Here is a 26,985-nt window from a genome sequence, read left to right as displayed (position 1 = left end):
CGGCGCGCCGTTGAGCGAGATTCGCTAATTTGCCCGCGGATCCGTTGGGTTTTGTCCCGCTCCCGCCTGTTCCGACCGGTCGGTGTCGGCCACCGCGAGGCCCGCGAGCGCGGCTTGCTGGCGGCGCAGGTCGGCGAGCATGTTGCAGAACAGCGCGCCTTGCTCGATCGCGTCGTCGAGCGCGACGTGCGTGTGCGGATGATCGTCGAACCAGTGCTTCGGAAAGCGCGGCTTGATCGCCTTGCGGTACGGCAGGCCCGTCATCGCGAACGCGAGCGTCTTGATGTCGAGCGCCGACCACGAGAACGGGCAGCGTCCGGCGAAGTGCATCATGTACCAGAACATGAACGTGAAATCGAAGCCGGCCGGCATCGCGACGAACACCGGCTTGCCGGGCAGCGCCTCGACCCATTCGACGTACGCGACGAGCGCGGCCGCCGGCGCCTGCAGGTCGCGCCGACACGCGGCCCACGCTTGCGGCTCCGTCTTCCACCACGCTTCCTGCACCGGATGGGCCTGCGCGCCGGGCAGCGTCTCGAGGTTCGCGGAGAACGTCGCGATCAGCTGCTTGTCCTCCGTATAGGCGGCCGACGCGAAGCTCAGCATCGAGTGCGGGCCGGGAATCGGCCCGTCGGCCTCGACGTCGGTGCTGACGTAGATTTCGGGGATGGCGGTCTGGTTCATCCGAACACCTTGTCGGACACGAACGGATTCGTGCGGCGCTCGTCGCCGAAGGTCGACACCGGGCCGTGGCCCGGCACGAACGTGACGTCGTCGCCCAGCGGCCACAGCTTCTCCTTGATCGAGCGCACGAGGTCCGCGTGGTTGCCGCGCGGGAAATCGGTGCGGCCGATCGAGCCGGCGAACAGCACGTCGCCGACGATCGCGACGCGATGCGCGCGGCTGAAGAACACGACGTGGCCGGGCGTGTGGCCGGGGCAGTGATAGACCTCGAGCGTCTCGTCGCCGAACTGCACGGTGTCGCCGTCGTTCAGCCAGTGGTCCGGCTCGAACGTTTCGGCGGCCGGGAAGCCGAAGCGCTGGCTCTGCATCGGCAGTTGCTCGATCCAGAAGCGCTCGTCTTCCTGCGGTCCCACGATCGGCACGCCGTAGTGCGTCGCGAGTGCCTTCGCGCCCGCGCAGTGATCGACGTGGCCGTGCGTGAGCAGCACCTTCTCGACCTGCACGTTCTGCCGCGCGATCTCCTGTTCGATCCGTTCGAGATCGCCGCCCGGATCGACGACGGCGGCGCGGCCGGTCTTTTCGCAGACGAGCAGCGAGCAGTTCTGCTGGAACGGCGTGACCGGAATGAGCGTGACTTTCATGGAGGCACCGCGGCGGCTAAAAGGAGCGATTGTACCGGTCGCGCGCGCGGCATGCCGGCCCTGCGGTGCGGTGTCGGACGCCGCTCGTGCGGGCAATCCCGGAGCATCCCGATTGTTACAGCCATAGCGAGAATCAATGGTCCGGACGGGGGCCTTTTCGAGACAGGCTTTTGGTTTATGTATAATGCGCCCCATTGCGCGTGAATTTCACGCAATTCGCTGGTGTTTCGACCCCGTTAAACGGGGTGTCGGATTCACCGTCAAGCATCGACCGCCGGGGAGTCCGGCGGTGTATCCAGCACCGAGCATTCGGTGCTCACGTCTTGTCCGGCCGGGTGCTGCGCGCCCGTCTGCGGCCCTGCTGCCGCGCCGCCGGATGAGGCCTGTGCCGCCGTTCCTGTGCGTTGGCTGTACGCGACGCGCGCGAACCTGAAAGCCATGTTCGATGGCGGCATGTGGGGTCTGGTCAGGCTGCCGGGGACAGGTTGCGCCAGACGTGAAAACTAATCAGGACGGTTGCGGCATAGACGAAAGCCGCGCCCATGCTAGCCGCCTGCTCGCGTAGCCGAGCGGGGCGTGCACGCATTTGCCGTCCGGGCCGCATATCTGCGTTGTTCAGCAGCGTTGTACTGGTGCGGCCCGAACCAGAAGGCGACACGTCGATGAATTTTCGATTTCCGACTCGATTCGGGACCATTGCTTTATTTTTTGCGCTGACGGGCTGTGCGGTGCCATCCAGCCAGACCACCGGCAGCGCCAACCAGAAGAACGCGGTCAACAAGACGGCCGCGGCCGCGAAAGCGGATGACGACAAGCAGCAACTGAATTTCGATTCCGCGCTGGCATCGATGCCGGCTGCCGACAGCAAGGACGCGAAGAGGTCGTCGCTGGCGGATGCCGAGCCGATCGACGGCAAGGATGTGTCCGAGTTCCGCCAGACGGGCCGGGCATCGTGGTATGGCCGGGATTTCCACGGCCGCCGCACCGCGAACGGCGAGCGCTTCAACATGAACGCGCTGACCGCCGCGCATCGTACGCTGCCGCTGTCGTCGTACATCAGGGTGACGAACGCGTCGACCGGCAAGTGGGTCGTCGTGAAGGTCAACGATCGCGGGCCGTACAAGCGCGGCCGCGTGCTCGACCTGTCGTATGCCGCTGCCCGGATGATCGGCCTCGTGCACGCCGGCACGGGCCGCGTGAAGATCGAAGGGCTGTCGCCGCAGGAAGCGCGCGAGGCACGCGACGAAATGTTGGCGTCGGTCTCGGCGAGGTAACGCGGCGGTTCGTCCGCCTACGCAAAAGGGCTGCCTTCGGGCAGCCCTTTTGCATTTCCGCGTGCCGGGCGGCGGAGGCCGTCCGTGCTCGCGCGTCAGCCTTCCTTCAGCACCAGCGCGCGCGCATACAGCGCGTTGCGCGACGCGCCCGTCAACGCGGCCGCGAGCTTCGCCGCGCTCTTCACCGGCACTTCTTCCAGCAGCAGCTTGAGCAGCGCGTCGTGCGCGGTGTCGTCGGCTTCGCCGCCGTCGGCCGGCGCGCCTTCCACGACCAGCACGAACTCGCCGCGCTGCCGGTTCGCATCGCCGTCGAGCCAGCTCTGTCCTTCGGCCAGGGTGCCCTGGAACAGCTGCTCGTGTAGCTTGGTGAGCTCGCGCGCAATCAGCAGCCGGCGCGCGGGGCCGAACACGTCGGCGAGGGCGGCGACGGTGTCCGCGATCCGGTGCGGCGCTTCGTAGAAGACCAGCGCGTACGGGTGCCGCACGAGCGCCTGCAGCGCGCTCGCACGCTGCTTCGCCTTCGGCGGCAGGAAGCCCGCGAACGTGAACGTGCCGGCCCAGTCGCCCGCCACGCTCAGCGCGGTCACGGCCGCGCTCGCGCCCGGCAGCGGAATCACCGCGAAGCCGGCCGCGCGCACGGCGTCGACGAGCCGCGCGCCCGGGTCCGAAATGCCGGGCGTGCCGGCGTCCGACACGTACGCGACGCGTTCGCCGGCGCGCAGCAGCTCGATCACGCGCAGCGCGGCTTCGCGTTCGTTGTGCTCGTGCACGGCGACGAGTGGTTTCGAGATCCCGTAGCGGGCCAGCAGCTGGCCCGTGTTGCGGGTGTCTTCGGCCGCGATGCGGTCGGCGAGGCCGAGCACGTGCAGCGCGCGCAGCGTGATGTCGGCGGTGTTGCCGATCGGCGTCGCGACCACGTAGAGCGCGGCGTCCGGGTAGTGCTGTGTTTGCGCGAGTTCGAGGAGGGCAGTCATGGCAGGCAATGCGCGCAATCGCGGCGCAAGCGGAACAAGGACGGCATTGTGCCACGCGGCGCCTGCCGCGCCGGGCGGCGAGCGCGGTTTGCCGCGCGGCGGCGGCAATTTTTCCGGCACGACACGATCCAGGTCGGTTGGCGCGACGTTCGAGCAGCGCGCGCGGCAGTTCCTGGAGCGCCGCGGTCTCGCGTTCGTCGCGGCGAACGTGACGATGCGCGGCGGCGAACTCGACCTCGTGATGCGCACGCCCGACGGCACGCTCGTGTTCGTCGAGGTGCGCGCGCGGCGCAGCACGCGGCACGGCGGCGCGGCCGCGAGCATCGGCTGGCGCAAGCGGCGGCGTCTGGTCGCGGCCGCGCTTCATTTCTGGGTGCGGCATGGCGCGGGTGCCGCGTGCCGTTTCGACGTCGTCGCGTTCGAGGCCGGCCGGCTCGAGTGGCTGCGCGATGCATTTCGTGCCGACGATGCGTAGCCGCGAGCTGTGACGAGATGTAAAGAGTTCTCGTCATACCCCCGGAGAGGGTGCCGGAGTGCGGTAAACTCGCCGCACCCATGACGTTGCGCGCGGTGTGCCCACGCGCCCAGTTCACCAGGAATCGATGTCAGTCGAACGTATTCAGCAACATTTCCGTGACAGCGCCGCGCTACACGCCGAAGCGGCCGACGCGCTGTCGCTGCCGATCGCAGCCGCGGTCGATGCGATGTTCGCCGCGCTGGCGAACGGCAACAAGATCGTCGCGTGCGGCGACGGCCCGTCGGCTGCCGCCGCGCACTACCTCGCCGTGTCGCTCGTCGGCGGCTTCGAGCGCGAGCGTCCGGGCCTGCCCGCGATCGCGCTGGCCACCGATGCGTCGCAGGGCGGCCTCATGGGGGCATCCGCCGTCGACCAGCTGTTCGCGCAGCAGGTGCGCGTGCTCGGGCAGACCGGCGACATCCTGCTGGTGCTCGACGCGAGCGGTGCGTCGCCGCGCGTGCTGGCCGCGATCGACGAGGCGCACGAGCGCGAGATGACCGTCGTCGCGCTGACGGGTGGCGACGGCCAAGCCGTCGCGGCCGCGCTGTCCGATACCGATATTCCGATCAGCGTGCCCGCCTCGCGCGCGGCGCGCGTCCATGAAGTCCATCTGCTGACCATCCACTGCCTGTGCGACGGCATCGACGCGATGCTGCTGGGTGAGGATTGAACGAAGGAGAGCCGTCGATGAACCAAAGCCGCGTCAAACAGACGCTCGTCAGAACCACGTTGCTCGCCGCGCTGACGGCGGGCCTCGCGATGTCGCTGCAGGGTTGCGTGCTCGGCGTGCTGGGTGCGGCGGCCGGCGGCGGCGCGCTGATCGCGACCGATCGCCGCACGCTCGGCGCGCAGACCGAGGATCGCGAGATCCAGGTCAAGTCGCTCACGCAGATCAACAACGGGCTGCCGGACCAGTCGCACGTGAACGTGACGGTGTTCAACCGCCGCGTGCTGCTGACGGGCGAAGTGCCGAACGACGCATCGAAGCAGCGCGCCGAGGAAATCGTGCGCGGCATCAACAACGTGAACGGCATCGTCAACGAGCTGTCGGTCGAGCCGGCATCGTCGCTGTCGTCGCGCGCGAACGACTCGTATCTCGAAGGACGCGTGAAGTCCGAGTTCATCGCGACGAAGGGGCTGTCGGCGAACTACTACAAGGTCGTCAGCGAGCGCGGCAACATCTATCTGATGGGCCTCGTGACGGTCGACGAAGGCAATCGCGGCGCTGATGCGGCGAGCCAGGTGCCGGGCGTCGAGAAGGTCGTGAAGGTGTTCCAGTACATCCAGCCGCAGGACGCGCAGGCATTGCAGGCCGCGTCGCCGAGCGGGGCATCCGGCGCGCAGCCCGCCGCCGCGCCCGCGGATGCCGCGACGGTCGGTGCCGTGCCCGATGCGTCGGTCCAGTCCACGCCGCTGCAACCGCCGGCGCCGATCTCGAATTCGTCGAGCGTGCATCCGGGTAACCCGAAGGCCACGCCGCAATGAAGTCGACGCAGATGAAGTTGAAGCAATGGATGGTGCAGGGCGCCGCGGCGGCCGCGCTCGCGGCCGGCGCGCTCGGCACGGCGCATGCGGACGTCGGCGACGGCCTGAAGGTCGCGCGCGGCAATGCTTGCATGGGCTGCCACGCAGTGGACCGCAAGCTCGTCGGTCCGTCGTTCAAGGACATCGCCGCGCGCTACAAGTCCGATCCGCAGGCCGTCGCGAAGCTGTCGAAGAAGGTGAAGGACGGCGGCTCCGGCGTGTGGGGCGCGATTCCGATGCCGGCACACCCGCGCATGAGCGACGCGGATCTGCGCTCCGTGGTCGAATGGGTGCTGGCCGGCGCGCCGTCGAAGTGACGCGCCGGGGTGACGGAACCCCTATTGCCAAGCGCGGAAATGCATGTGTATGATGGTCGTCTGTTGGGGCGGTAGCTCAGCTGGGAGAGCGTCGCGTTCGCAATGCGAAGGTCGGGAGTTCGATCCTCCTCCGCTCCACCAACGGATTCCGAAGGGCCCGGTCGCAAGACCGGGCCCTTTTGTTTTTCCGCGTGTCCCGCTCCGCCGCCGTCACCCCCGCCCGAAACTCGGCCGCTTCGGATCGTACGTCCAGCCCGGCACCAGATACCGCATCGCCATCGCATCGTCGCGCGCCGTGCCGCCGACCTCGCGATACAGCGCATGCGCGGCCTCGACCTGCGCCATGTCGAGCTCGATCCCGAGCCCCGGCCGCTCCGGCACGGCCACCTGGCCGCCGACGATCTCGAGCGGCTCGCGCGTGAGCCGCGCGTCGCCTTCCTGCCAGATCCAGTGCGTGTCGATCGCGGTGATCGTGCCGGGCGCCGCCGCGGCCGCGTGCGTGAACATCGCCAGCGACACGTCGAAGTGGTTGTTCGAGTGCGAACCCCACGTGAGCCCCCAGTCGCGGCACAGCTGCGCGAGCCGCACCGAGCCCTGCATCGTCCAGAAGTGCGGATCGGCGAGCGGGATGTCGACCGCCTGCAGCCGCACCGCATGATCCATCTGCCGCCAGTCGGTCGCGATCATGTTGGTCGCGGTCGGAATGCCGGTCGCGCGCCGGAACTCGGCCATCACCTCGCGGCCCGAATAACCGGCTTCCGGCCCGCACGGGTCCTCCGCGTACGCGAGCAGATGACCTTGCCCGCGACACAGCGCGACCGCTTCGTCGAGCGACCACGCGCCGTTCGGGTCGAGCGTCGCGCGCGCGTCGGGAAAGCGCGCCTTGATCGCCGCGATCGCTTCCATTTCGTCCGCGCCGGCCATCACGCCGCCCTTCAGCTTGAAATCGGCGAAGCCGTAGCGCTCGACCGCGGCCTCGGCCTGCCGCGCGATCGCGGCCGGCGTGAGCGCGGCTTCGTTGCGCAACCGGAACCACGGATCGGCGGCGTGCGTCTCGTCGCGATACGGCAGGTCGGTGCGGCGCCGCTCGCCGATGTAGAACAGGTACGCGAGCATCGGCACCGCGTCGCGCTGCTGGCCTTCGCCGAGCAGCGCCGCGACCGGCACGTCGAGATGCTGGCCGAGCAGGTCCAGCAGCGCGGCCTCGATCGCGGTGATCACGTTGTCGAGTCGCAGGTTGATCTCGTGCGGCTGGCGCAGCACGGCCGCCTCGCCGGCCGACGTCACCTCGTGCCGGATCGTCCGGCCGGCCGTCGCACCGGCGCCGGACAACGCCGCGCGCACCGCGTTGAGCGTCGCCTGGTAACGCCCGATCGACTGGCCGACCACGAGGCCGGTCATCCGCTCGAGCGCCTGGCGGATGCCTTCGCCGCCGGGCACTTCGCCGACGCCCGTGTGGCCGCTGCTGTCGTCGAGGATCACGAGGTTGCGCGTGAAATACGGCGCGTGCGCGCCGCACAGGTTCAGCAGCATGCTGTCGCGGCCGGCGACGGGGATCACCTGCATGCGCGTGACGCGCGGCGTGCCGGCACGGCGGGATTCGGACATCGGTTCGCTCCTGGTTCCGGTGATGCACGGGCCGCCGGACCCGCCGGCGCGGCCCGCGCCGTTCAGTTCAGCTCGACGCGGCGGATCTCGCCGACGACGAACAGGTAGCAGATCACGGCGACCAGCGCGTGCGCGACGACGTACACCAGCGCGCCGTTGAACGAGCCGCTGCGGTCGACGATATAGCCGATCGCGATCGGCGTGGTGATGCTGGAAAGATTGCCGCACGTGTTGAGCAGCGCGCCGCTCAGGCCGGCGATCTGGCGCGGCGCGGTGTCGGCGTTGACGGCCCAGCCGAGCGCGCCGAGCCCCTTGCCGAAGAACGACAGCGCCATGAACAGCACGACCAGCACGTGCGAGTCGGTGTAGTTGCAGACGATCATCGACATCGACAGCAGCATGCCGGTCACGATCGGCACCTTGCGCGCGACCGACAGCGACTGGCCCTGTTTGAGCAGCGCGTCGGACACGATGCCGCCGAGAATCCCGCCGAGGAAGCCGCACACGGCCGGGATCGACGCGACGAGCCCCGCGTTGAGGATCGACATCCCGCGCGCCTGCACGAGATAGACGGGGAACCACGTGATGAAGAAGTAGGTGAGCGCGTTGATGCAGTACTGCGCGACGTACACGCCGACGAGCATCCGGTTCCTCAGCAGCGCCTTCACGTGACGCATCGACGGCCCGCCGTCGCGCGCGCCGGTCGCCTGGTCGATGTTGACGAGCGCGCCGCCTTCGGCGAGGTAGTCGAGCTCCGCATCGTTGATACGCGGGTGCGCCTTCGGGTCGTACATCGTGCGGTTCCACACCAGCACGAACGCGAAGCCGAGCACGCCCATCACCGCGAACACCGACTGCCAGCCGTACGCGTGCACGAGCCAGCCCATCAGCGGCGCGAACACGACGGTCGCCGCGTATTGCGCGGCATTGAAGATCGCCGACGCGGTGCCGCGCTCCGCGGCCGGGAACCAGGTGGACACGATCCGGCTGTTGGCCGGGAACGACGGCGCCTCGGCCGCGCCGACCAGGAAGCGCAATCCGAACAGCAGCGCGAACGCGGCTGCGCCGCCGAAGAAGCCGATGCCGCCCTGCAGCAGCGTGAACAGCGACCAGAAGAAGATGCTGAACGCATAGACGATGCGCGACCCGAAGCGGTCGAGCAGCCAGCCGCCCGGCAGTTGCGCGATCACGTACGACCAGCCGAACGCCGAGAAGATGAAGCCCATCTGCACGTGGCTCAGGTGCAGCGCGCGGGCCAGCGCCGGGCCCGCGATCGCGATCGCCGCGCGATCCGCGTAGTTGATCGTCGTGACCGCGAACAGCACGGTCAGCACGAGCCAGCGCACGCGGGTGCGCCGGGCCGTTGCCGACGCGGACGCCGGCAATGCGTGAAGCGGATTCATCAGTGTCTCCTCCGAAGGGCGGAAGGTGCCGTCGTGCGGCTGCGCGTCGGGTGCGCGCGTTTTTTCGTGGTGGTGTTGCCGGCCGGAGGCCGGACGCCGGACGCCGATGCCCGGGGGCACGGCGTCCGGATCATTCTGTCACGGCGAAATATGTGCTTTCATGCCAATTACTGACTTGATCGATTCAGGAATTGAATCGATTGGAGGCGGGCGCGAATTGTGGGCGCGATTCGGCGGAAGGCCCGTTCACGCGTGCGCGTCGTCCGGGCCGGCGCCGTGGTGGGCCGCGACGTGTTCCGCGAGAAACTCGACCGCGGCGCGCACGCCAGGCAACTGGCCGCGCCGGTGCGGCATCAGCAGTGTGGTCGTGACGGTGCCGGCCCGCCAGCCGGGCAGCACGCGCACGAGCGCGCCCGACGCGAGCGCGGCGCCGGCGATCCAGTCGGGCAGGCATGCGATCCCGAGGCCGGCCGTCGCGGCCTGCAGCAGCAGCGTCGACTCGTCCGCCTGCATCCGGATGCGCGGGGCGACGTCGACGGTGTCGCCGGCGCGCTGCAGCCGCCATGGCTGAGGACCCGGATGAAGCCCGTCGTGCCGCGCGAGGTCGGCCGGTGCGTCCGGTGTGCCGGCACGCGCGAGATATGCCGGCGACGCAACGGCGACGATCGGCGACGTGGCCAGCGGCCGTTGCACGAGTGCGGAATCGGGGAGCGGCGCGAAATGACTGCGGACCGCGATGTCGAAGCCTTCCTGCGCGATGTCGACGAGCCGGTCGCTCGCATGAATCTGCAGCAGCAGCTTCGGGTGCGCGATCGCCAGCGCCGGCAGGCATGGCGCGAGGATGTGCTGCGCCACCGGCACCGAACTCGTGATCCGCACGACGCCGGCCGGTTCGGCCACCTGCCGCAGCACGGCGTCGCGCGCGCTTTCGGCCTCGATCACCGCCGCGCGCGCATGCTCGAAGAATTCGGCGCCAACCGGCGTCAGCCGGAAGCTGCGCGACGTGCGATGCACGAGTCGTGCGCCGAGCGTGCGCTCGAGCTCGGCCACGCGCTTGCTGACCGTCGATTTCGGCAGATCGAGCCGACGTGCGGCCGCCGACATGCTGCCCGCGTCGACCGCCTGTACGAAGAGGTAGAGATCGTTCAGATTCACTGTCAGCGTCCACCAGGAGAAACGACGGGTTTCGATTCTAGCGGCTACTGCGCGATCGTTCGTCATGGGAGCATGATTGCTCGATCAACTTCTGCGAAATCCCCATGTCTCCGATCCTTCTCTACGGCATTCCCGCCGGTTGCTCGTTCGGCTCGATCGTGGCGCTCGAATGGGCAGGCCGGCCTTACCGGCTGTCGCGCATCACGATGCCGGGCCTCGTGACGAGCGACGCGTTCCTCGCGCTGAACCCCGCCGCCGAGACACCGGCGTTCGTGACCGCGAACGGCGACGTGCTGACCGAAAGCGTCGCGATCCTCGGCCATGTCGGCGCACAGGCGCTCGATAGCGGCCTCGCGTTCCGCCAGGGCAGCGCGGATTTCGACCGTCTGAACCGCATGCTCGCGTGGTTGAACACGACGTTCTTCAGCGCGTTCGGTGCGCTCTGGTACGTGTACGAACACGGCGCCGAAGGCGCCGAGAAAACCGTGCTGCAGGCATACGGTCGCGGCAAGGTGCTGAAGGCGCACCGTCACCTCGAAGCGCTGCTCGAGCGCGGCGACGGTCCGTGGCTGCTCGGCGCGCAACGCACGCTGGCCGACGCGTATTTCGCGGGAATCGCCCGCTGGGCCGACTATCACGCGGTGTTCGAGCAGGATGCGTTTCCGCACGTCGCCGCGCTGCGCGCACGGCTCGCCGACGACGCCGGCGTGCAGTTCGCTCACGCGATCGAGGAAAACCGGCCGCTACCGGTGTCGTCGGCATTCGAAGGACACGTGTCGCTCGACGATGCGCTCGCCCGCGCACGCATGACCGCGATGCCGGCCGCGACGCCCTGAAGACCGGACAGCGCGCTCACCCGACGCGTACGGCGTCGGCAAATTTTTACCCGGGTGATATTGACATTCAATTTATACCCGGATAAAAATAGCGTCATTCCGATTTCTGCCCACGGGCGACCACGATGACGCTCTCCACACTTCTCCCTTCCTACACGGCGTTCGACGGCCACCGGCGCGTCGCGTCGGGCCCGCTCGCGACGGTGGCGGTCGCGGTCCGGCAGGCGGCCGGCGACGCCATGTCCGGCACGATCGTGATCTTCGACGACGCGACCGGCCGCTCGATCGACCTCGACCTGCGCGGCACGGCGGACGATATCCGCGCGCGTTACGCGGCAGCGCCGGGCGATGCATCCGCGCCCGCCGCGGAGGGAGGCGGGGCGGGCGAACAACGCGGCCGCGGCCGTCCGAAGCTCGGCGTCGTCTCGCGCGAGGTCACGTTGCTGCCGCGTCACTGGGAGTGGCTCGCCGCGCAGCCGGGCGGCGCGTCCGTCGCGCTGCGCAAGCTCGTCGAGGACGCGCGGCGCACGCATGCGGCGGCCGACCGGCGCCGCGACGCGCAGGCACGCGCCTATCACTTCATGTCCGCGATCGCGGGCGACCTGCCCGGTTTCGAGGAGGCCGCGCGCGCGCTGTACGCGAACGACCTCGCGCGGCTGGCCGAGCGGGTCGCCGGCTGGCCGGACGACGTGCGCGACCATGCGCTCGCACTGGCGCGCGGCGATCTGCCGCCGTCGACCGAAGACTGCTGAAGGAGCACACGACGCGATGACGACGTTCGATCTGAACCGCGGCGCGATCGCGCCGGTCGCCGACGAAGCCGACCTCGTCGACCTGCGCGTGACCGGCACGATCCCGCCCGAACTCGACGGCACGCTGCTGCGCAACGGCCCGAATCCGCCGGGCGGCCGTTTCGAAGGCAACGACGTGCTGTCGTGGTGGCCGGAAGCGGCGATGCTGCACGCGATCGCGTTCGAACGCGGCCGCGCCGCGGGTTACCGGAACCGCTGGGCCCGCACGCGCCGCTGGGCCGATGTTCACGCACCGGAGCAGGCGCCGCATCTGCCCGACACGAATCCGAACGTGAACGTGCTGCAGCACGCGGGCGAATTGCTCGCGCTGGCCGAAGGCGGCGCGCCGCTCGCGATCACGGCCGCGCTCGACACGCTCGGTGCGCCCGCGCGGCACGCGGCGTTCGGCGGCGCGATGACCGCGCATCCGAAGGTCGATCCGGTGACCGGCGAACTGATCCTGTTTCGCGCGGACTGGCGCGCGCCGTGGCTGCGCTACGGTGTCGCGGACGCGCAGGGCGTGCAGCGCGTCGACCTCACGGTCGACGTGCGCGCGCCGTCGATGATGCACGACCTCGCGATCACCGAGACCCGCAGCCTGCTGCTCGACCTGAACGTGGGTTACGACTTCGCGATGCTGAAGCACGGGCACCGGATGCCGCTGCGCTGGCACGACGACCGCGACGCGCGGATCGGCGTGATGCCGCGCCACGGCGGCGACGTGCGCTGGTTCGGGATCGAGCCGTGCTTCGTCCAGCACGTGGTGAACGCGTACGACTGCGATGCGTCGTGCATCGTGCTCGATGCGGTGCGCTATCCGTGGTTCCTGCGGCTCGACGCGCGCACCGGCCGGTTCGCCGACAACCCGGTCGGCGAACTGTGGCGCTACGTGATCGATACCGCGAACGGGCTGGTCGACGAGGGGCCGCTCGCCGATGGCGGCATCGAGCTGCCGCGCATCAACGAAAGCCGGACCGGGCGCCGCTACCGTTACCTGTATGCGGCCGAGCAGCCGAACCACACCGAGATGCGCGGCGTGATGCGCTTCGATCACATGCGCGGCACGACGACGCGTTACGCGGTGCCGGCCGGCGACCAGAATGGCGAGCCGGTGTTCGTGCCGCGCCCGGGCGGCACCGACGAGGACGATGGCTGGCTGCTGGTGGTGGTCTACCGCGCGGCGACGGATACGAGCGACGTCGTGATCCTCGATGCGCGCGCGATCGACGCGGCGCCGGTCGCGACCGTGCACCTGCCGCGCCGCGTGCCGGCCGGGTTCCACGGCGCGTGGGTGCCGAGCGAGCGCCGCGCGTGAGCGGCCGCACGCGTCACTGCGCGCGCAGCGCGTCGACGATGCTCAGCCGCGCGGCGCGCATCGCCGGCAGGAACCCGCCGACGAGCCCCATTACGAGCGAGAACAGCAGCGTCTTCACGACGATCGCGGGCGTCAGCACGAAACGGAACGACAGGTCGGAGAAAGTCTGGAAGTTGGTCGTCGAGAACGACGCGAACTCCATCAGCGACGCGCACGCGAGCCCCGCGACGCCGCCGACGAAGCCGAGCAGCAGCGCCTCCAGCAGGAACGCGGCGAGCACGTTCATGCGCTTGAAGCCGAGCGCGCGCAGCGTGCCGATCTCGGCGGTGCGGTTCGCGACCGATGCATACATCGTGATCATCGCGCCGATCATCGCGGCGATCGAGAAGATCGTCGACAGCGTGATGCCGAGGATGTTGATGAAGGTCGACAGCGCCTTCGACTGGTCGCCGTAAAACGTCTGCTCGCGCTTCGCTTCGTCGGTGAGGCGCGGGTCAACGTCGATGTCGGCCTTGAAGCGCGCGAAACCGTCGGCGCTCGGGATGCGCAGCACCATCGACGAATAGCTGGTGCGCCGGAACGACTGCATCAGCTGGTCGACGTCGCCCCAGATCTCCGAATCGAAGCCGCTGCCGCCCGCGTCGAAGATGCCGACGACGGTCCAGTCGCGCTGCGCGAAATGCAGGCGGTCGCCGAGCTGCGTGCCGCTGAAGCCTCTCGCGATCGCGCTGCCGACGACGATCTCCGACGAGCCCGGCGCGAACGTGCGGCCCGCGACCAGCTTCACGCGCGGGCGCAGCGCGAGGCCGGCCGGCGACACGCCGCGGATCACGACGTTGGACGGCTTGCCGGTCGACGTCTTCACGAGCGAGATCAGCACGACGGCTTCCTTCGACACCTGCGGCCGGCCGTCGGGGCCGAGCGCGACGGCCGGATGCATCTCGAGCGCGTTGGCCTGCTGGTGGTCGATCGCGCTCTGGATCTCGGTTTCCGCGCCCTTGCGGATCACCACGACGTTGTCGGGTTCGCCGGTCGACACGAGCGTCTGCGTGAGCCCCGCGTCGAGCATCTGCACGGTCGCGAACACGAAGATCACCAGCGCCATCCCGCCCGCGGTGAGCGCGGTGGTGAGCCGCCGGGTCCACAGGTTGCGCGCGATGTAGGTGAGCGGAATGGCCATCGATGCGTGCCTCTAGCCGATCGCCCGCAGGCCTTCGACCACGCGCACGCGTGCCGCCTGCCACGCCGGCACCAGCGCGGCCGCGAAGCCGACCGCGATCGAGCACGCGGCCTGCAGCGCCATCGTCCCGTCCGACACCCTGAACACCGGAAAGATGCCGCCCGCGGCCTGCTTGAAGAGGCTCGCGGCCGGCGGCGTCGCGAGCATCCCGAGCCCGCCGCCGACCACCGCGATCACGACCGATTCGCCGAACATGAGCAGCGCGAGAAAACCGGGGCCGAAGCCGAGCGCCTTCAGCGTCGCATATTCGGCGGTGCGTTCGCGCGCGCTCATCGCCATCGCGTTCGCCATCACGGCCATGATGATCAGGATCACCACGTACGACACGACGCGGATCGCCGCGATGATCTGGTTCGACATCGCAACGAAGCCGAGCTGGAACGCCTGTTCGGTCTCGGTCAGCGTTTCGGCGAGCGAGTTCCTGAACACCGCGTCGACGTTGCGCGCGATCGCGGCGCCGTCGTCCGGGTGCGCGACGCCGAGCACGAACACGCCGACCTGGTCGGCCTGCTTCGGCGTGCGCTTGCGCACCGTCTCGTTCAGGTAGTCCCAGTGGAACACCAGCTGGCGCGTGATCGTCGAGTCGTCGCGGCCGTCGAGAATGCCGCGCACGACGAAATCCCACGTGCCCGGGTAGATCGTGCCCTTCAGCGGAATCACGTCGCCGACCTTGAAGCCGAACTGCGTCGCGAGCTGACGCCCGACGAGGCAGCCGCGGCGGTCGCGGACGTAGTCGGCGCGCTGCTGCGCCGGGAGGATGAATTCCGGATACAGGTCGAGGTAGTTTTCCGATACCGCGAAGCTCGCGAAGAAGTTTTTCGGGTCGCGGTAGATGCCGCCGAACCAGTTCGAGCGGACCACGGCCGTCACGCCGTCGACGCCGCGGATCCGGTTCTCGTAGCTGACCGGCAGCGGGAACACGAGCGAGATCGCGTTGCGCGTGACGAGCCGGCCGCTCGACGCGGCGGCCGCGCCCGCGTACCACGCGTCGACGACGGTGTGCAGCAGCCCGAACGCCAGCACCGCGATGGTCAGCCCGAGCACGGTCAGCAGCGTGCGCAGCCGGTGCCGCAGCGCGTTGCGCGCGATCAGCTTGAACACCATCATCGTGCGCGCTCCCGTCCGTCAGACGGCGTGCCCATCGATCAACTCTCCTTTCTCCAGATGCACGAGCGACTGCGCGGCGGCAGCCGCGTGCGCATCGTGGGTCACCATGATGATCGTCTTGCCGAGCTCCGCGTTCATCCGCTGCAGCATCGCGAGCACGTCGGTGGCCGACGCGCGATCGAGGTCGCCGGTCGGCTCGTCGGCGACGATCAGCACCGGGTCGGTGATCAGCGCGCGCGCGATCGCGACGCGCTGCTGCTGGCCGCCCGACAGCTCGGACGGGTAATGGCTGGTCCGGTCGCCGAGATTCACCATGTCGAGCACCAGCTCGACGCGCTCGCGCCGTTCGCGGCGCGACAGGTGCGTGAGCATCAGCGGCAGCTCGACGTTCTCGAACGCGGTGAGCACCGGCATCAGGTTGTAGAACTGGAAGATGAAGCCGACGTTCGCCGCGCGCCATTCGGCCAGTTGCGCTTCCTCCAGCCGCGAGATGTCGAGGCCGCCCACGCGCAGCTCGCCGCTGTCGGGCCGGTCGATGCCGGCGACGAGATTGAGCAGCGTGCTCTTGCCGGAACCCGACGGCCCCATCAGCGCGACGAAGTCGCCTGCGCCGATGTCGAGCGTGATGTCGGTCAGCACCGGCACGACCTGGTTGCCGCGCCGGTACGACTTCGCGACGTGGCTGATCTCGACGAGGGGCGGCGAGGCGTCGTTCACGCGCGCCACGCTACTTCTTCGCGACGGCGACTTTCGCGCCGTCCTTCAGCTTCGCGCCCGGCGCGAGCACGACCGTATCGCCGGGCTTCACGCCGCGGATCGCGACGAGTTCGCCGATCCGCGCGCCTCGGGTCACCGCCGTCGCACGCACCGTGTCGTCCTTCACGACGAACACGACCGGGCGGCCGTCGCGCTCGACCACCGCGCTCGCCTGCACGGCCGTCACCGGCTGCCGGTCCTGCGGCGACGCCGGCTTCGACAGGAACGCGATCTTCGCGCTCATGTCGGGCAGCACGCGCTCGTCGCGGTCGACGAAACGCACCTTCACCAGCACGGTCGCCTTCGAGCGGTCGACGGTCGGCACGATGCGCGACACGCGGCCCGCGAAGCGCATGTCGGGCAGCGCGTCGAGTTGGATCTCGCACGGCTGCTCCGCGCGGATCTTCGCGATGTTCGATTCGGCGACGTCGGCCTCGACCTCGAGCGTGTCCATGTCGGCGATCGTCACGACCGCGCCCTTGCTGTCCGACGCGGACGAGAACGGCGTGATGTTGTCGCCGACGTTCGCGTGCTTCGCGAGCACGATCCCGTCGAACGGCGCGCGGATCACCGTCTGGTCGACCGCGACCTGCGCGGCCTGCGCATTGGCTTCGGCGGACGCGATCGCGGCTTCGTCGCTGTTGACCGACGCGCGTGCCTTGTTCACGCGGGCCGTGTCGATGTCGAGCTGCGCGGCCGGCACCGCGCCCTTCGGCGCGAGCGCGGCGGTGCGGCGCAGCGCGATCTCCGCATCCTTCAGCTCTGCCTGCGCGACGCCGAGGTTCGCACGGGAGACCTGCGCCTGCGCGCGTGCCTGTGCCAGCGACGCCTGCACGTCGCGGCTTTCGAGCCGCGCGATGATCTCGTCCTTCTTCACGCGCGTGCCCTCGAGCACGCCGAGCCACTCGACGCGACCCTGGCCCTTCGACGCGACCGCCGCCTTGCGCTGCGGCACGACGTAGCCGGTCGCGTTGAGCTGGGTGTCGTTCTGGTACGGGTAGGCGGACGTGACGGAGGTCGTGTCGACCGTCGGCCGGCCGGTGAGCGCCAGCGCGGCGACGATCGCGACGATGACGAGCGCGGCGGCGACCGCGTAGCGGACCCACCGGCGCCGGCGTGGCGCGGGTGCGATCGGACGCCGGTCGATTTTCAGTTTGTCCAGATTGTGATCGGGCAATTTGGGCGCCTTGCGACGGCGGCGGTCTCGTGACCGGCCGCGTCCGGTTGGGACGGAAGGTGGCCAGTATAGCGTCGGCGCGACGGGCGCGAGAGCCGGTTTGTCGGACGATTGACGCAGGTCCCGGCGGCGCGTCGCGCGGGCGCGAAACCCGTGCCCCCCGGGGAAACCCGAACGATGCAAGCTGCATGTCAACTCGCCGCGCGGGCGATGCGTTATGGAGCCTGTGCGTCAGTATTTGCCGAGGCGGAAAGGCGAGAGCCGACCCGTCCGGTGGCGACCGGGAGCCCGGCGCGACTGATGTTCCGATGCGGATGCCTCGCATCTCTTACCGGTACGTTTGACTTTTTCTCCGCTAAAGGAAGAACAATGAAGAAGACGCTCGCTTCGATCATGACCGCAGCATTCGCTCTCGCATCGGTTTCGGCATTCGCACAGGCGTCGGCGCCGGCAGCCGACACGTCGGCCGCTGCACCGGCACCGGCCAAGAAGGATCACAGCAAGCCGAAGCACCAGCTGAAGCAACACGGTTCGGCCAAGGGCAAGGCGAAGGCTGCAGCCGCTTCGGCCGCCGGCACGAACGACGCAGGCACGCAGAACTAAGCACGCTTCACCGGGCCGGCGCTGCCGGCTCCCTGTCGCGAAACCCCGCACGCTCCGGCCTGCGGGGTTTTGTTTTTTCAGGCGTCCGCCACGTCCGCGACGTCGAGGGCATCGGGCGGCGGCGCGCGCATCGCATCGACCACCGCGCGCATGCGCCGCCAGTGCGACCCTTCCCAGAACACGCGCCGGCACACGTCGCACGCGGCAAAGCGCCGGTGCCGCTGGCGCACGCCCGGCGGCACGCGCGGCGCGGCGTCCGCCGCATCGAGCGCGTGCAGCGGCGCGTTGCAGCGCAGGCACAGCCGGAACGGCCGCATGTGCGGCGCGAGATCGAGCCGCGCGAACAGCTCGCGCAGCTGCGCGTCCGGCTGCTGCGCATGCAGGTAGCAGCCGCGCACGACCGCGCGGCGCTTCAGCAGCTCGCGGTCGCGGGTCAGCACGATCCGGCCTTCGCGCGCGGCGAGCGCCGCGAGTTCGTCGTCGCGGTAGTGGTTGTCGTAGCAGGTGTCGAAGCCGGCGAGGCGCAGCAGCTGCGCGAGGCCGCCGAGATGCGCGTCGGCGACGAAGCGCCAGCGGTCCGGTTGCGGCAGCGGCGAGGCGGCCGCCGGCTGCGCGCGCTCCGGATGGATGTCGACGCGGTCGCCGTCGCCGAGCGGCCGGTCGAGGGCGGCCGGTGCGCCGTTCACGCAGAGCCGGCCGATTTCCGTATGCGGGACGCCGAGCGCCTCGACCGCGTGCTTGACCGTCGCGTCGCGCGCAAACGCGTGCGCGAATGCGCACTCGCGCTGCTCGCGCGCGAGAAACGCGTTCAGTTCGCCGTGGAAGCGGAAGGTCGCGGTCGCCATTGGCGCAGTATCGCACCGCGCACGGCCGGTCGCCGGGGGCTGCAGGCCGCCGCCATCTGTGTTTAACTCCCCGCTTCACGGGTCGAAGGAGCGGGGAAATGGATCTCGGATTTATCGGGCTGGGCGAAATGGGGCAGGCGATTGCGACGAACCTGCTGAAGGCGGGGCACGCCCTGCGGGTCTGGAACCGGTCGCGCGAGCGCGCCGAGCCGCTCGCCGCGCTGGGCGCGCAGATCGTCGCGACGCCGGCCGATGCGTTTCGCGGCGATGCCGTGTTCTCGATGCTCGCCGACGACGCGGCCGCGCGCGAAGTATTCGACGACGCGCTGCTCGCGCAGGCGCCGCGCGGCCTGATCCACGTGAACATGGCGACGGTGTCGGTCGCGCTCGCCGAGTCGCTCGCGCACGCGCATGCGTCGCGCGGCCTCGAGTACGTCGCCGCGCCCGTGATGGGGCGCCCGGACGTCGCAGCCGCCGCGCGGCTGACGATCATGGCCGGCGGCCCGGCCGAGGCGATCGACCGCGTGCAGCCGCTGTTCGACGCGATCGGCCAGAAGACCTGGCGGTTCGGCTCGCTGCCGCAGCATGCGAACGTCGCGAAGATCGCGGCGAATTTCACGCTCGCGTCGGCGATCGAGACGCTCGGCGAGGCGTCCGCGCTGCTCGGCGCGCACGGCGTCGCGATGCGCGATTTCCTCGACGTGGTCACGAACAGCGTGTTCCCGGGGCCGGTCTACGCAGGCTACGGCGGGATGATCGCCGAGCGCAGCTACGAACCCGCGCGCTTCAAGGCGCGCCTCGGGCTGAAGGACGTGCGGCTCGCGCTGGAGGCCGGCGACGCGGCGTCGGTGCCGCTGCCGGTGGCGAGCGTCGTGCGCGACAGCCTGCTCGATGCGCTCGCGCACGGCGGCGGCGAACAGGACTTCGCGGTGCTCGGCGAAGTCGCGCTGCGCCGCGCGGGCCGCTGAGCCGACGCGGGACAAAAACGTCGCGCGCACGGCATAATCGACATTTCAATTCTCTTTCGGTCGGGGCGGTCATGAACCTGCATACGTGGTGGCTTTTCGTGGCGACGGTGTTCGTCGTGTCGGCGATTCCCGGTCCGAACATGCTGCTCGTGATGACGCACGGCGCGCAGCATGGGCTGCGCCGCTCGGCGTCGACGATGGCCGGCTGCCTGAGCGCGCTGGTGCTGATGCTCGCGGTGTCCGCGGCGGGGCTCGGGGCGGTGCTCGAGGCGTGGCCGGCGACGTTCGATGCGTTGCGCTTCGCGGGCGCCGCCTACCTGATCTATCTCGGCGTGAAGGCGTGGCGCGCACGCGTCGACGACGCGCCGGCCGCGGACGTCGATGCGGTTTCGCAAGGCGCGTCGGCATCACGCTGGGCGCTGTTCCGCAACGGTTTCCTGGTCGCGGGCAGCAACCCGAAGGCGATCCTGTTCGCGGCCGCGCTGCTGCCACAGTTCATCAATGCAGCCGAGCCGACGCTGCCGCAGTTCTGCATCCTCGTCGTCACGTTCGCGGTGATCGAGGTCAGCTGGTATCTCGTCTACGCGTCGTTCGGCACGCGCATCGGCGCGACGCTGAAGAGCCAGAGCGTCGCGAAGGTGTTCAACCGGCTGACGGGCGGTATCTTCGTCGGCTTCGGCGCGATGATGGCGCTGGTCCGTCACTAATTTCGGCCTGCGCGGCCCACGCGGCCCGTCGGGCGCCCCGCGCCTCGTCAGAGGGCGGGGCGTTTTCATATCCGGGCCCGCGTTACGCGCGCGGCCACGCCGCGGTGCCGCTCCGGCGCCCGCCCGACAAGCCGAACGCCGCGGCCGCGCCCGCGAACGCGAAGCCGACGCCGCACACGGCGCTCCACCCGCCCCACGCCCATGCGCTGCCCGCCAGCGCCGCGCCGAGCGCGCCGCCGACGAAGAACAACCCGACGAACAGCCCGTTCAGCCGCCCGCGTGCGGCCGGGTTCAGCAGGTTGATTTCCCGGCGGCCGATCGTCTGGTCGACGATCACGCCCGCGTCGAGCAGCGCCGCGCCGCCGGCCAGCAGCGCCAGCGCGACGCCGCGATGCGCGTGCGCATCGAAGCCGAACCAGCCGGCGCCGGCGATGCCGAGCACGGTGAGCGCCGCGAGCATCGTCACGTGCGCGATGCGCTGCGCGGCCGGGCCGTGGCCGCGATCGCCGGCATGGCCGGCCAGCGGCGTGACGATCGCGCCGCTCGCGCCGGCGAACGCGAACAGCGCGATGCCGTGCAGGTCGAGGCCGAACGGCGGCTGCGCAAGCCGCAACCCGACGGCGGTCCAGAACGCGCTGAATGCGGCCATCGCGAGCGCGGCCGATAGCGCATGCCGGCGCAGCACCGCTTCGTCGGCCAGCAGCCGGCCCATCGACGCGAGCAGCGCGCGATAGCCGGCCGAAGCCGGCGGCACGCGCGGCGGCAAGCGCAGCGCGAGCACTGCCGCGATCGCCGCGTTCGCGAGCGCGGCCAGCGCGTAGAACGCGCGCCAGCCGGCCGTGCCCGCGATCAGGCTGGCGAGCGGCCGTGACAGCAGGATGCCGAGCATCAGCCCGCTCATCACGTTGCCGACCGCGCGGCCGCGCTGCGCTTCGGGCGCCATCGACGCGGCCATCGGCACCAGCATCTGGATCACGCTCGACGCGGCGCCGGCGGCCAGCGTCGCGAGCAGGAAGACGGTGCCGGACCGCGTGAACGCCGGCAGCGCGAGCGCGGCCGCGCACGCGACGAGTGTCGCGACGATCAACCGGCGGTTCTCGAGCAGGTCGACGAGCGGCACGAGCAGCACGAGGCCGGCTGCGTAGCCGAGTTGCGGCAGCATCGCGACGAGGCCCGCGAGACCGGGCGGCAGGTGCAGGTCGGCGCTGATCGGGCCCGTCAACGGTTGCGCGGCGAACAGGTCCATCACGATCACGCCGACCGTCGCGGCGAAGAAGAGCGTCATGCCCGTGCTCAGCACGGGCGGGGCACCGCGCGCGGCGCGGCCGGGGGCGGGGCAGGAGTCGGCAGGGCAGTTCATCGGAAGCCTGGAGCGTCGAGCGAAGGAATCCCCATCGTAGGTGCCGGATGTTTATGCGACAATTGAAATATGTCTAACATGATTATGCGAGTTTGATTTGAATACGCGTGATCTCCAGGCGTTCGTCGCGGTGGTCGACAGCGGGTCGATGGTCGCGGCCGCGGCGAAGCTCCATCTCACGCAGCCGGGCCTCACGCGACGCGTGCAGAACCTCGAGACGCTGTTGGGCATGCCACTGCTCGAGCGGCAGAGCAAGCCACTGAAGCCGACCGCCGCCGGGCGCGACGTCTATGCGCTCGCGCGCAACGTGCTGGGGGCGGTCGACGCTTTGATGGCGGCCGGCGCGCCCGACAGCGAGCCGTCGGGCGAACTGCGCATCGGCGTGCCGCCGTTCCTGTCCGAGCTGGCGCTCGAGCGGCCGATCGACCGGCTGCGCGACGCGTTTCCGCGGCTGACCCTGCGCGTGACGGCTGGCTGGTCGCCGGCGCTCGTGCAGGGCATCGAGCGCGGCACGCTCGATGTCGCGGCGGTCATGGTGCCGGCCAGCGCGGCGCTGCCCGATACGCTGACGGCCACGCCGCTCGGCACGCAGCCGACGGTGCTGGTCGCCGCGCGCGATTTCCCGCTGCCGGCCGGTCCGCTGTCGCTCGACGTGCTATCGGGTTTTCCGTGGGTGCTGAGCCAGGACGGCTGCGGGATGCGTTCGGCACTGAGCCGTGCGCTCGGCGCCGCGGGGCTGCCGTTCGACGTCGCGGTCGAGGCGTTCGGCTCGGAGCTGCAGCTGTCGCTCGTCGCGCGCGGTGCCGGCATCGGGATCGCGTCGCCGAACGCACTGGCGCGCAGCAAGCATCGCGATGCGCTGAGGGTGGTGGAAACGGCGGGGCTGGAAACGCGGATCAACGTGTGGATCGTGCACGGCGCGCTGCCGGGCCGCCTGACGCGGCCGGTCGCGCTGCTGCGCGACACGCTGGGCGAGGTGCTCGACCGGGAGAACGGGAAGGGGTCGGATTCGAACTAGCGATCTAGAGTGCGCAGTCGAGGGAAAATCCTTATTTTCTCTACGGAAATGTTGCAATGCAGAAATTGATTCGCTATAGTTACACCTGTCTCCTCCATGTCTCCTCTGATATGGATTCAGCCCGCCTCTTAGGCGGGCTTTTTTTTGCCCGCGTTTTTTGCGCGGGCCGTCCGCTCATCCTCCGTCGCCGCCGTCAGAACTTGTAGGTCATCCCGACGTAGCTGATGATCGGATCGGCCTTCAGGTCCGATTTCGACTCGGAGAGCACCGTGCCGTCGGCCGCCTTGATCGTCACCGTCGACGTCGTCTTCAGCGGGATGTAGGTCACCGACGCGACCAGCCCGAAATGCTCGGTCATGTTGTACTGCAGGCCCGCGTTGAACACCGGCTGCCATGACGACGACGCCTTCGCCTCTACCGATGTCGTACCCGGCTTGCCCGCGCCCGCGGCGAGAATCGCGCCGAGGTTGTCCTGCGTCTGCTTGATGAAGTTCGTGTTGAGTTGCAGGTCGCTGAACCAGTTGTACGACACGCCGAGGCCGAGGAACGGCCGGAACTTCGCGGTCGCCGCCCCGAAGTAGTACTGCAGGATCGCCGCCGGGCTCCACTGCCGCACGCTCTTCACGATCGGGTTCACCGAGGCGAGGCCGATGTTCTGCGTGCCGAGCGCGCCGGCCGGGCCGGGCGGCTTGATCGTGCCTTGACCCGACACCTTGAACACCGGCGGCACGCCCGCCACCGACGTGACCGCGATGTGATCGGTCAGGAAGTGGCTGACCGTCAGGCCGACCGTGTCGGCGCCGCTCGTACGCAGCCCGGTGCCCGGCGACGTGAACGACGGCGGCAGCCGCAGCGGCGTGTTGATCGGCGTCGGCGCGACGTTGGTCGTCATCGGCGTGCTGCTCTGCTGAGGCATCACGTGGAACCAGCCCAGCGTGACGACGTTGCTGCCGGCGCTCTGCGCGTGCGCCGCGAGCGGCGCCAGGGCGGCGGCGCCGGCCGCCGCGCAGAGAAGGGTCTTCTTCATCACGGCTTCCCCCGCTTACTGGACGAACGCGCCGATCGTGAAATACGGCGTCGAACCCGCGTTGTCGAGGAAACCGAACACGCCACCCGTGAAGATGAACTTGCCGGTCGGCGACGTGCTGCCCGAACCCGTGTGGATCGTCGTGACCGTGCCCGGCACCTTCTGCGTGTAATCCAGGTCGAGCGCGGTCGCGAGCGAGGCCTGCGACGGCTGGAACGGATCGAGCAGCGTGGCCTGGTTGTTGATCAGCGCGGTGGTCCGGTAGTCGAACTGGCTGTCTACGCCGATGTATTCGCCGTTTTGCGACCCCGCCGCGATCGCGGTCTGCGGCGCGAGGATCGAGATGCTCGATTCGTCGTCGGCGGTCAGGCCCGGCACGCCGTTGCTGTCGGGCGTCGGGTTCGGGTTCGCGACACCCGTGCGCACGAGGATCGGCACCAGCTGGTTGCGCAGCTTGCCGACGATCATGAAGCCCTTGCCTTGCGGCGTCGCCGACAGCGTCGGGCTGAGCTGGCTCCGGTAGTTGTTGCTCTGGAACGCGCCGCTGCCGTCGGCCGACTGCACGAAGTTCGTGCCCTGCTGCATGCACGCGCCGCCGGCGAACTGGCCGGTCGTGTCGCACTTGGTCCACGTGCCGTCCGCGTTGATCGTCACCTTCGCATCGATCGACGCCGGCGCGAATTTCTGCGACGGCACTTCGCCGAAGCCGATGTGGCTGTACGTGCCCGCGACCTTCGTGATGTCGGTTTCGATCGACGAGAAGCCGATGAACGGGTAGTACGGGAATTTCGTGTCGGGCACCGCGGCCTGGCCGAGCACGCCGTCGAACTGGATCTCCTTGCCGGGAATCGTGCCGCCCGCGACACCGAAGCCGACGAAGATGCGCGCCGGACGCGACGCATCGAGGCTCGCGCCGTTCAGCCGGAATGCGCACTGGTTCAGCTTGTTGGTCGGCAGCATCGTTTCCTGCGTGAGCGTGCCGCTGTCGACGGTGCCTGCGCGGGTCGGCGTAACGGTGCCGGTCTTTTGCGGCACCGGCGATTCGACATAGGTGACCTGCCAGGTCATCTTGGTCGTGTCGAGCTGGACCTTGGCCAGTTCGCCGCTGCCCGCGCCGCCGGTGTACACGGTGTTGTAGTCGAGCGTGGCGGGGCAGAGCCGGTCTTCGACGAGCGGGGGCGGGTTGTCGCCGCCGCCACCGCCGCATGCGGAAAGAAGGGGGGCGGCAAGGGCCGCCGCGAGAACGAGGTTGCGCTTCATGTTGCTCCTCCAGATTTGTCTTGTCGGGCGGCCGGCTTCCTGTCGGCCGCTTCTGTTGCTTGTGCTCGTGCTGCTGCGCCGTGCCGGGCGCCGTCGTTGCGTGCCTTCCCTGCATCCCGCGGCGGCGCACCGGCCGCCGCGTCCTCGATCGTTACTTGCTGATCTGCGCGCCCACGCCGAGGTACGGTGTCGACGACGTGCTCGAGTTCGCCGACGTCGACGTGACGCCGCCGTTCACCGTGCCCTGGATCAGCGCCGCGTACAGGCCGCCCGTCGCGATCACCACGCCCGATGCGGACGGATAGGTCGCACCGTTCGCCGGCGTCGTCGTCGTGTTCAGCAGGCCCGGCGTTCCCTGACCGTAGTCGAGCGTGAAGGCGTCTTCCTCGGCCTGCGTGGTCGGGTTGATGAACGACGCGTTGCTGCCGCGGATCAGTGCCGCCGTGTACTTGAAGTTCGAATCCGCGCCCGCGTAGCCGCCGTCGATCGCGCCCGACTGGATCGCCGTTGCCTTGCCGAGCACCGCGATGCCCGATTCGTCGTCGACCTTGGCGTCGGTGTGCAGCGCGAGGTCGGTGCCCAGATACACGTAGCCCGTGCGGACCACCACCGGCACGGTTGCGCCGTTGAGCTGGCCGATGACCATGTGCGCGGTCGCCGACTTGCCGGTCGTGCCGACGATCGGCAGCGCCGTCTGCGGCAGGATCTGCGGTGCCTTCGTGCTGTCGAGGTAGCCGCCGTTCGCGGTGTTGACGGTCCACGGATCGCCGGTCGTCTGGCAGCCCCCCGCACTCGTCGACGTGCACGCGCCGTTCGCATCGAACGTCTCGCTCGAATTCGTGCCCTTCGTCGCGTAGTTGCCCGACGGCACGAGGTGGTAGAGCAGCGCGTTGTAGGTGCCCGGCAGCTTCGTGAGGTCGGTCGTCGTGTTCGCGAAGCCGAGGAACGGGTAGAAGTCGAAGTGGCGGTTCGGCACCTGGCCGACGTTCTTGTAGATCGGGACGCCGGCGACGGTGATCGTCAGCCCGTCGTACTGCACCGTCGCGCCGGGGATGCCGCCGCCCGCGACGCCCATGCCGACCAGCAGCATCGGCGGGTTCGCCTGGTTGAAGTCGGCGGCCGTCGAATAGGTCGAGCCGTTCGGTGCCTTGCCCGAACCCGGCGTGAAGACGAATGCGCAGCGCGTCTGCTCCGCGGTCGGCAGCGCGCCGGTCGGCGGGTGGATGACTTTGCCGTTGATCGTGGTGCCGGCGCGGCTCGGCGTGACCGTGCCGGTCGCGAGCGGAATCGGCGATTCGAGCCACTTGAGCGTGTACGTCATCGCGACCGCGTCGATGTTGACGCTGACGATCTCGCCGCTGCCGGCGCCGCCGAGGTAGGTGCTCTTCACGATGTCGGCATCGGCCGGGCACAGCGCGCCGTTGACGGGCTGCGACGGCGGCGGCCCTTGCGTGCCGCAGCTCGATCCGGAACATTGAGGGGCCTCGATCGGCGCGGGCGAGCCGCCGTCTCCTCCCCCACAGGCAATCAGGAAAGGGGCGATGGCAAAGGCCGTTGCCACCCCCTTTGATAAGGCGTGCGACATGCCGCTGTCTCCAATCGTTTAATTGTGCGAGCTAATGTCGCTGCCAGGATTTTTGCTGTCAATTGATGAACTCGTCTAAAAAAGACGATTGAAACAACGTGCGCGCGATGAATCCTTGCGGGATAGCGCTTTCAGTAAGAATTAAAACGCGCGGAGGGCGCTGGAGTGCTGCCGGAGTGGGGCGGCTGCCACGCACGGACGGCGCTCGAGGCCTTCACGCGTATAACGGCAGCGTTTAAAGCGGCGATATCCGGTTTATCCCTATTCGGGATTGACTGGAGAAAGGGGTAAAT

Annotated in this window: 27 protein-coding genes and 1 tRNA gene; 13 read left to right on the top strand and 15 right to left on the bottom strand. The window is 69.4% G+C overall.

Annotated features, from left to right (window positions below):
- Window positions 1-24: 24 nt before the first annotated feature.
- Window positions 25-684: an exonuclease gene (locus DIE04_RS12665; RefSeq protein WP_044846355.1), complete on the bottom strand. Its 660-nt coding sequence runs from the start codon at window positions 682-684 to the stop codon at window positions 25-27.
- Entirely contained in the window at window positions 681-1,325 is a 645-nt protein-coding gene (locus DIE04_RS12660) for an MBL fold metallo-hydrolase (protein WP_044846354.1), read from the bottom strand. The genes DIE04_RS12665 and DIE04_RS12660 overlap by 4 nt, the downstream gene beginning before the upstream one ends.
- A 662-nt stretch (window positions 1,326-1,987) precedes the next feature.
- On the opposite strand from DIE04_RS12660, the gene DIE04_RS12655 reads away from it, so the two are divergent.
- On the top strand, window positions 1,988-2,599 hold the full coding sequence (locus tag DIE04_RS12655) for a septal ring lytic transglycosylase RlpA family protein (protein WP_124520489.1): 612 nt from the start codon (window positions 1,988-1,990) through the stop codon (window positions 2,597-2,599).
- Between the two features lie 95 nt (window positions 2,600-2,694).
- Here DIE04_RS12655 and rsmI read toward each other — a convergent pair whose 3' ends face one another.
- Window positions 2,695-3,573, bottom strand: coding sequence for a 16S rRNA (cytidine(1402)-2'-O)-methyltransferase (rsmI, locus tag DIE04_RS12650; protein ID WP_124520490.1), 879 nt, complete (start codon window positions 3,571-3,573; stop codon window positions 2,695-2,697).
- 46 nt (window positions 3,574-3,619) lie between these two features.
- Between rsmI and DIE04_RS12645 the strand changes: the two genes are divergently transcribed.
- The 5 genes from DIE04_RS12645 (at window position 3,620) to DIE04_RS12625 (ending at window position 6,072) form a co-directional block, all read left to right on the top strand.
- Window positions 3,620-4,048 carry a YraN family protein gene (locus DIE04_RS12645; protein ID WP_124486891.1) on the top strand — a complete coding sequence of 143 codons (429 nt, stop codon included), beginning with the start codon at window positions 3,620-3,622 and terminating at the stop codon, window positions 4,046-4,048.
- 127 nt (window positions 4,049-4,175) lie between these two features.
- Complete coding sequence (locus DIE04_RS12640) at window positions 4,176-4,760, top strand: SIS domain-containing protein (RefSeq protein ID WP_124520491.1); 585 nt, start codon at window positions 4,176-4,178, stop codon at window positions 4,758-4,760.
- Between the two features lie 17 nt (window positions 4,761-4,777).
- Window positions 4,778-5,575, top strand: a complete 798-nt coding sequence (locus tag DIE04_RS12635) for a BON domain-containing protein (protein WP_124486879.1) — start codon at window positions 4,778-4,780, stop codon at window positions 5,573-5,575.
- Window positions 5,572-5,931 carry a c-type cytochrome gene (locus DIE04_RS12630; protein ID WP_124486880.1) on the top strand — a complete coding sequence of 120 codons (360 nt, stop codon included), beginning with the start codon at window positions 5,572-5,574 and terminating at the stop codon, window positions 5,929-5,931. The genes DIE04_RS12635 and DIE04_RS12630 overlap by 4 nt, the downstream gene beginning before the upstream one ends.
- A gap of 65 nt (window positions 5,932-5,996) precedes the next feature.
- Window positions 5,997-6,072, top strand: a tRNA-Ala gene (locus DIE04_RS12625).
- A 69-nt stretch (window positions 6,073-6,141) separates the two neighbouring features.
- On the opposite strand, the gene DIE04_RS12620 is transcribed toward DIE04_RS12625, so the two are convergent.
- The 3 genes from DIE04_RS12620 to DIE04_RS12610 all read right to left on the bottom strand — a co-directional run bounded on the left by DIE04_RS12620 (window position 6,142) and on the right by DIE04_RS12610 (window position 10,163).
- Window positions 6,142-7,539, bottom strand: coding sequence for an enolase C-terminal domain-like protein (locus tag DIE04_RS12620; RefSeq protein ID WP_124520492.1), 1,398 nt, complete (start codon window positions 7,537-7,539; stop codon window positions 6,142-6,144).
- Window positions 7,540-7,601: 62 nt separating this feature from the next.
- Window positions 7,602-8,942 carry an MFS transporter gene (locus tag DIE04_RS12615; protein WP_124520493.1) on the bottom strand — a complete coding sequence of 447 codons (1,341 nt, stop codon included), beginning with the start codon at window positions 8,940-8,942 and terminating at the stop codon, window positions 7,602-7,604.
- A 246-nt stretch (window positions 8,943-9,188) separates the two neighbouring features.
- Window positions 9,189-10,163, bottom strand: coding sequence for a LysR family transcriptional regulator (locus DIE04_RS12610; RefSeq protein ID WP_124520494.1), 975 nt, complete (start codon window positions 10,161-10,163; stop codon window positions 9,189-9,191).
- A gap of 38 nt (window positions 10,164-10,201) precedes the next feature.
- Between DIE04_RS12610 and DIE04_RS12605 the strand changes: the two genes are divergently transcribed.
- The 3 genes from DIE04_RS12605 (at window position 10,202) to DIE04_RS12595 (ending at window position 13,039) form a co-directional block, all read left to right on the top strand.
- Window positions 10,202-10,933 (top strand): glutathione S-transferase family protein, encoded by a 732-nt coding sequence (locus DIE04_RS12605; RefSeq protein WP_124520495.1) that lies wholly within the window; start codon window positions 10,202-10,204, stop codon window positions 10,931-10,933.
- A gap of 125 nt (window positions 10,934-11,058) precedes the next feature.
- On the top strand, window positions 11,059-11,685 hold the full coding sequence (locus DIE04_RS12600; protein WP_124520496.1) for a DUF2239 family protein: 627 nt from the start codon (window positions 11,059-11,061) through the stop codon (window positions 11,683-11,685).
- A 16-nt stretch (window positions 11,686-11,701) separates the two neighbouring features.
- Entirely contained in the window at window positions 11,702-13,039 is a 1,338-nt protein-coding gene (locus DIE04_RS12595; protein WP_124489225.1) for a carotenoid oxygenase family protein, read from the top strand.
- 13 nt (window positions 13,040-13,052) lie between these two features.
- On the opposite strand, the gene DIE04_RS12590 is transcribed toward DIE04_RS12595, so the two are convergent.
- The 4 genes from DIE04_RS12590 to DIE04_RS12575 are packed head-to-tail and all read right to left on the bottom strand — an operon-like array spanning window position 13,053 to window position 17,319.
- The gene (locus tag DIE04_RS12590; protein ID WP_124520497.1) at window positions 13,053-14,219 is read right to left on the bottom strand and encodes an ABC transporter permease; all 1,167 of its coding nucleotides are present in this window, start codon (window positions 14,217-14,219) and stop codon (window positions 13,053-13,055) included.
- Between the two features lie 12 nt (window positions 14,220-14,231).
- Window positions 14,232-15,386, bottom strand: coding sequence for an ABC transporter permease (locus DIE04_RS12585; protein ID WP_124520498.1), 1,155 nt, complete (start codon window positions 15,384-15,386; stop codon window positions 14,232-14,234).
- Between the two features lie 18 nt (window positions 15,387-15,404).
- Window positions 15,405-16,103: an ABC transporter ATP-binding protein gene (locus DIE04_RS12580; RefSeq protein ID WP_124520499.1), complete on the bottom strand. Its 699-nt coding sequence runs from the start codon at window positions 16,101-16,103 to the stop codon at window positions 15,405-15,407.
- A 10-nt stretch (window positions 16,104-16,113) separates the two neighbouring features.
- The gene (locus DIE04_RS12575; protein WP_044846340.1) at window positions 16,114-17,319 is read right to left on the bottom strand and encodes an efflux RND transporter periplasmic adaptor subunit; all 1,206 of its coding nucleotides are present in this window, start codon (window positions 17,317-17,319) and stop codon (window positions 16,114-16,116) included.
- A gap of 369 nt (window positions 17,320-17,688) precedes the next feature.
- Here DIE04_RS12575 and DIE04_RS12570 point away from each other — a divergent pair, with 369 nt between their 5' ends.
- Window positions 17,689-17,922: a hypothetical protein gene (locus DIE04_RS12570; protein WP_044846339.1), complete on the top strand. Its 234-nt coding sequence runs from the start codon at window positions 17,689-17,691 to the stop codon at window positions 17,920-17,922.
- Between the two features lie 77 nt (window positions 17,923-17,999).
- Here DIE04_RS12570 and DIE04_RS12565 read toward each other — a convergent pair whose 3' ends face one another.
- Window positions 18,000-18,767, bottom strand: a complete 768-nt coding sequence (locus tag DIE04_RS12565) for a Mut7-C RNAse domain-containing protein (RefSeq protein WP_124520500.1) — start codon at window positions 18,765-18,767, stop codon at window positions 18,000-18,002.
- Between DIE04_RS12565 and DIE04_RS12560 the strand changes: the two genes are divergently transcribed.
- Both DIE04_RS12560 and DIE04_RS12555 read left to right on the top strand, forming a co-directional pair.
- On the top strand, window positions 18,695-19,735 hold the full coding sequence (locus tag DIE04_RS12560) for an NAD(P)-dependent oxidoreductase (protein ID WP_260426303.1): 1,041 nt from the start codon (window positions 18,695-18,697) through the stop codon (window positions 19,733-19,735). The genes DIE04_RS12565 and DIE04_RS12560 overlap by 73 nt on opposite strands.
- 71 nt (window positions 19,736-19,806) lie before the next feature.
- Window positions 19,807-20,442, top strand: a complete 636-nt coding sequence (locus DIE04_RS12555; protein WP_044846336.1) for a LysE family translocator — start codon at window positions 19,807-19,809, stop codon at window positions 20,440-20,442.
- A gap of 82 nt (window positions 20,443-20,524) precedes the next feature.
- Here the strand turns inward: DIE04_RS12555 and DIE04_RS12550 are convergent, their stop codons facing one another.
- Complete coding sequence (locus DIE04_RS12550; RefSeq protein ID WP_124520502.1) at window positions 20,525-21,802, bottom strand: MFS transporter; 1,278 nt, start codon at window positions 21,800-21,802, stop codon at window positions 20,525-20,527.
- A gap of 97 nt (window positions 21,803-21,899) precedes the next feature.
- On the opposite strand from DIE04_RS12550, the gene DIE04_RS12545 reads away from it, so the two are divergent.
- Window positions 21,900-22,820 carry a LysR family transcriptional regulator gene (locus DIE04_RS12545; protein ID WP_044846334.1) on the top strand — a complete coding sequence of 307 codons (921 nt, stop codon included), beginning with the start codon at window positions 21,900-21,902 and terminating at the stop codon, window positions 22,818-22,820.
- A gap of 193 nt (window positions 22,821-23,013) precedes the next feature.
- Here the strand turns inward: DIE04_RS12545 and DIE04_RS12540 are convergent, their stop codons facing one another.
- The 3 genes from DIE04_RS12540 to DIE04_RS12530 all read right to left on the bottom strand — a co-directional run bounded on the left by DIE04_RS12540 (window position 23,014) and on the right by DIE04_RS12530 (window position 26,692).
- Window positions 23,014-23,847 (bottom strand): OmpW family protein, encoded by an 834-nt coding sequence (locus tag DIE04_RS12540; protein ID WP_044846333.1) that lies wholly within the window; start codon window positions 23,845-23,847, stop codon window positions 23,014-23,016.
- A 15-nt stretch (window positions 23,848-23,862) separates the two neighbouring features.
- The gene (locus tag DIE04_RS12535) at window positions 23,863-25,107 is read right to left on the bottom strand and encodes a DUF2957 domain-containing protein (protein WP_124489230.1); all 1,245 of its coding nucleotides are present in this window, start codon (window positions 25,105-25,107) and stop codon (window positions 23,863-23,865) included.
- A gap of 151 nt (window positions 25,108-25,258) precedes the next feature.
- On the bottom strand, window positions 25,259-26,692 hold the full coding sequence (locus DIE04_RS12530; protein ID WP_124520503.1) for a DUF2957 domain-containing protein: 1,434 nt from the start codon (window positions 26,690-26,692) through the stop codon (window positions 25,259-25,261).
- Window positions 26,693-26,985: the final 293 nt, after the last annotated feature.

The organism is Burkholderia sp. Bp8994, assembly GCF_003853805.1.
In the GTDB taxonomy this organism is placed as follows: Bacteria; Pseudomonadota; Gammaproteobacteria; order Burkholderiales; family Burkholderiaceae; genus Burkholderia.
Note: the sequence above shows the minus strand (reverse complement) of the source record. Positions and strands in the feature narration are given on the sequence as shown.

Excerpts from the sequence above, each read along its gene's own strand:
- DIE04_RS12590 (WP_124520497.1), bottom strand. The coding sequence starts at position 14,219 with ATGGCCATTCCGCTCACCTACATCGCGCGCAACCTGTGGACCCGGCGG.
- DIE04_RS12595 (WP_124489225.1), top strand. The coding sequence starts at position 11,702 with ATGACGACGTTCGATCTGAACCGCGGCGCGATCGCGCCGGTCGCCGAC.
- DIE04_RS12585 (WP_124520498.1), bottom strand. The coding sequence starts at position 15,386 with ATGATGGTGTTCAAGCTGATCGCGCGCAACGCGCTGCGGCACCGGCTG.
- DIE04_RS12555 (WP_044846336.1), top strand. The coding sequence starts at position 19,807 with ATGAACCTGCATACGTGGTGGCTTTTCGTGGCGACGGTGTTCGTCGTG.
- DIE04_RS12535 (WP_124489230.1), bottom strand. The coding sequence starts at position 25,107 with ATGAAGCGCAACCTCGTTCTCGCGGCGGCCCTTGCCGCCCCCCTTCTT.
- DIE04_RS12600 (WP_124520496.1), top strand. The coding sequence starts at position 11,059 with ATGACGCTCTCCACACTTCTCCCTTCCTACACGGCGTTCGACGGCCAC.
- DIE04_RS12530 (WP_124520503.1), bottom strand. The coding sequence starts at position 26,692 with ATGTCGCACGCCTTATCAAAGGGGGTGGCAACGGCCTTTGCCATCGCC.
- DIE04_RS12665 (WP_044846355.1), bottom strand. The coding sequence starts at position 684 with ATGAACCAGACCGCCATCCCCGAAATCTACGTCAGCACCGACGTCGAG.
- rsmI (WP_124520490.1), bottom strand. The coding sequence starts at position 3,573 with ATGACTGCCCTCCTCGAACTCGCGCAAACACAGCACTACCCGGACGCC.
- DIE04_RS12540 (WP_044846333.1), bottom strand. The coding sequence starts at position 23,847 with ATGAAGAAGACCCTTCTCTGCGCGGCGGCCGGCGCCGCCGCCCTGGCG.
- DIE04_RS12655 (WP_124520489.1), top strand. The coding sequence starts at position 1,988 with ATGAATTTTCGATTTCCGACTCGATTCGGGACCATTGCTTTATTTTTT.
- DIE04_RS12615 (WP_124520493.1), bottom strand. The coding sequence starts at position 8,942 with ATGAATCCGCTTCACGCATTGCCGGCGTCCGCGTCGGCAACGGCCCGG.
- DIE04_RS12640 (WP_124520491.1), top strand. The coding sequence starts at position 4,176 with ATGTCAGTCGAACGTATTCAGCAACATTTCCGTGACAGCGCCGCGCTA.
- DIE04_RS12565 (WP_124520500.1), bottom strand. The coding sequence starts at position 18,767 with ATGGCGACCGCGACCTTCCGCTTCCACGGCGAACTGAACGCGTTTCTC.
- DIE04_RS12560 (WP_260426303.1), top strand. The coding sequence starts at position 18,695 with ATGCGCACTCGCGCTGCTCGCGCGCGAGAAACGCGTTCAGTTCGCCGT.
- DIE04_RS12550 (WP_124520502.1), bottom strand. The coding sequence starts at position 21,802 with ATGAACTGCCCTGCCGACTCCTGCCCCGCCCCCGGCCGCGCCGCGCGC.
- DIE04_RS12570 (WP_044846339.1), top strand. The coding sequence starts at position 17,689 with ATGAAGAAGACGCTCGCTTCGATCATGACCGCAGCATTCGCTCTCGCA.
- DIE04_RS12630 (WP_124486880.1), top strand. The coding sequence starts at position 5,572 with ATGAAGTCGACGCAGATGAAGTTGAAGCAATGGATGGTGCAGGGCGCC.
- DIE04_RS12620 (WP_124520492.1), bottom strand. The coding sequence starts at position 7,539 with ATGTCCGAATCCCGCCGTGCCGGCACGCCGCGCGTCACGCGCATGCAG.
- DIE04_RS12610 (WP_124520494.1), bottom strand. The coding sequence starts at position 10,163 with ATGACGAACGATCGCGCAGTAGCCGCTAGAATCGAAACCCGTCGTTTC.
- DIE04_RS12660 (WP_044846354.1), bottom strand. The coding sequence starts at position 1,325 with ATGAAAGTCACGCTCATTCCGGTCACGCCGTTCCAGCAGAACTGCTCG.
- DIE04_RS12635 (WP_124486879.1), top strand. The coding sequence starts at position 4,778 with ATGAACCAAAGCCGCGTCAAACAGACGCTCGTCAGAACCACGTTGCTC.
- DIE04_RS12605 (WP_124520495.1), top strand. The coding sequence starts at position 10,202 with ATGTCTCCGATCCTTCTCTACGGCATTCCCGCCGGTTGCTCGTTCGGC.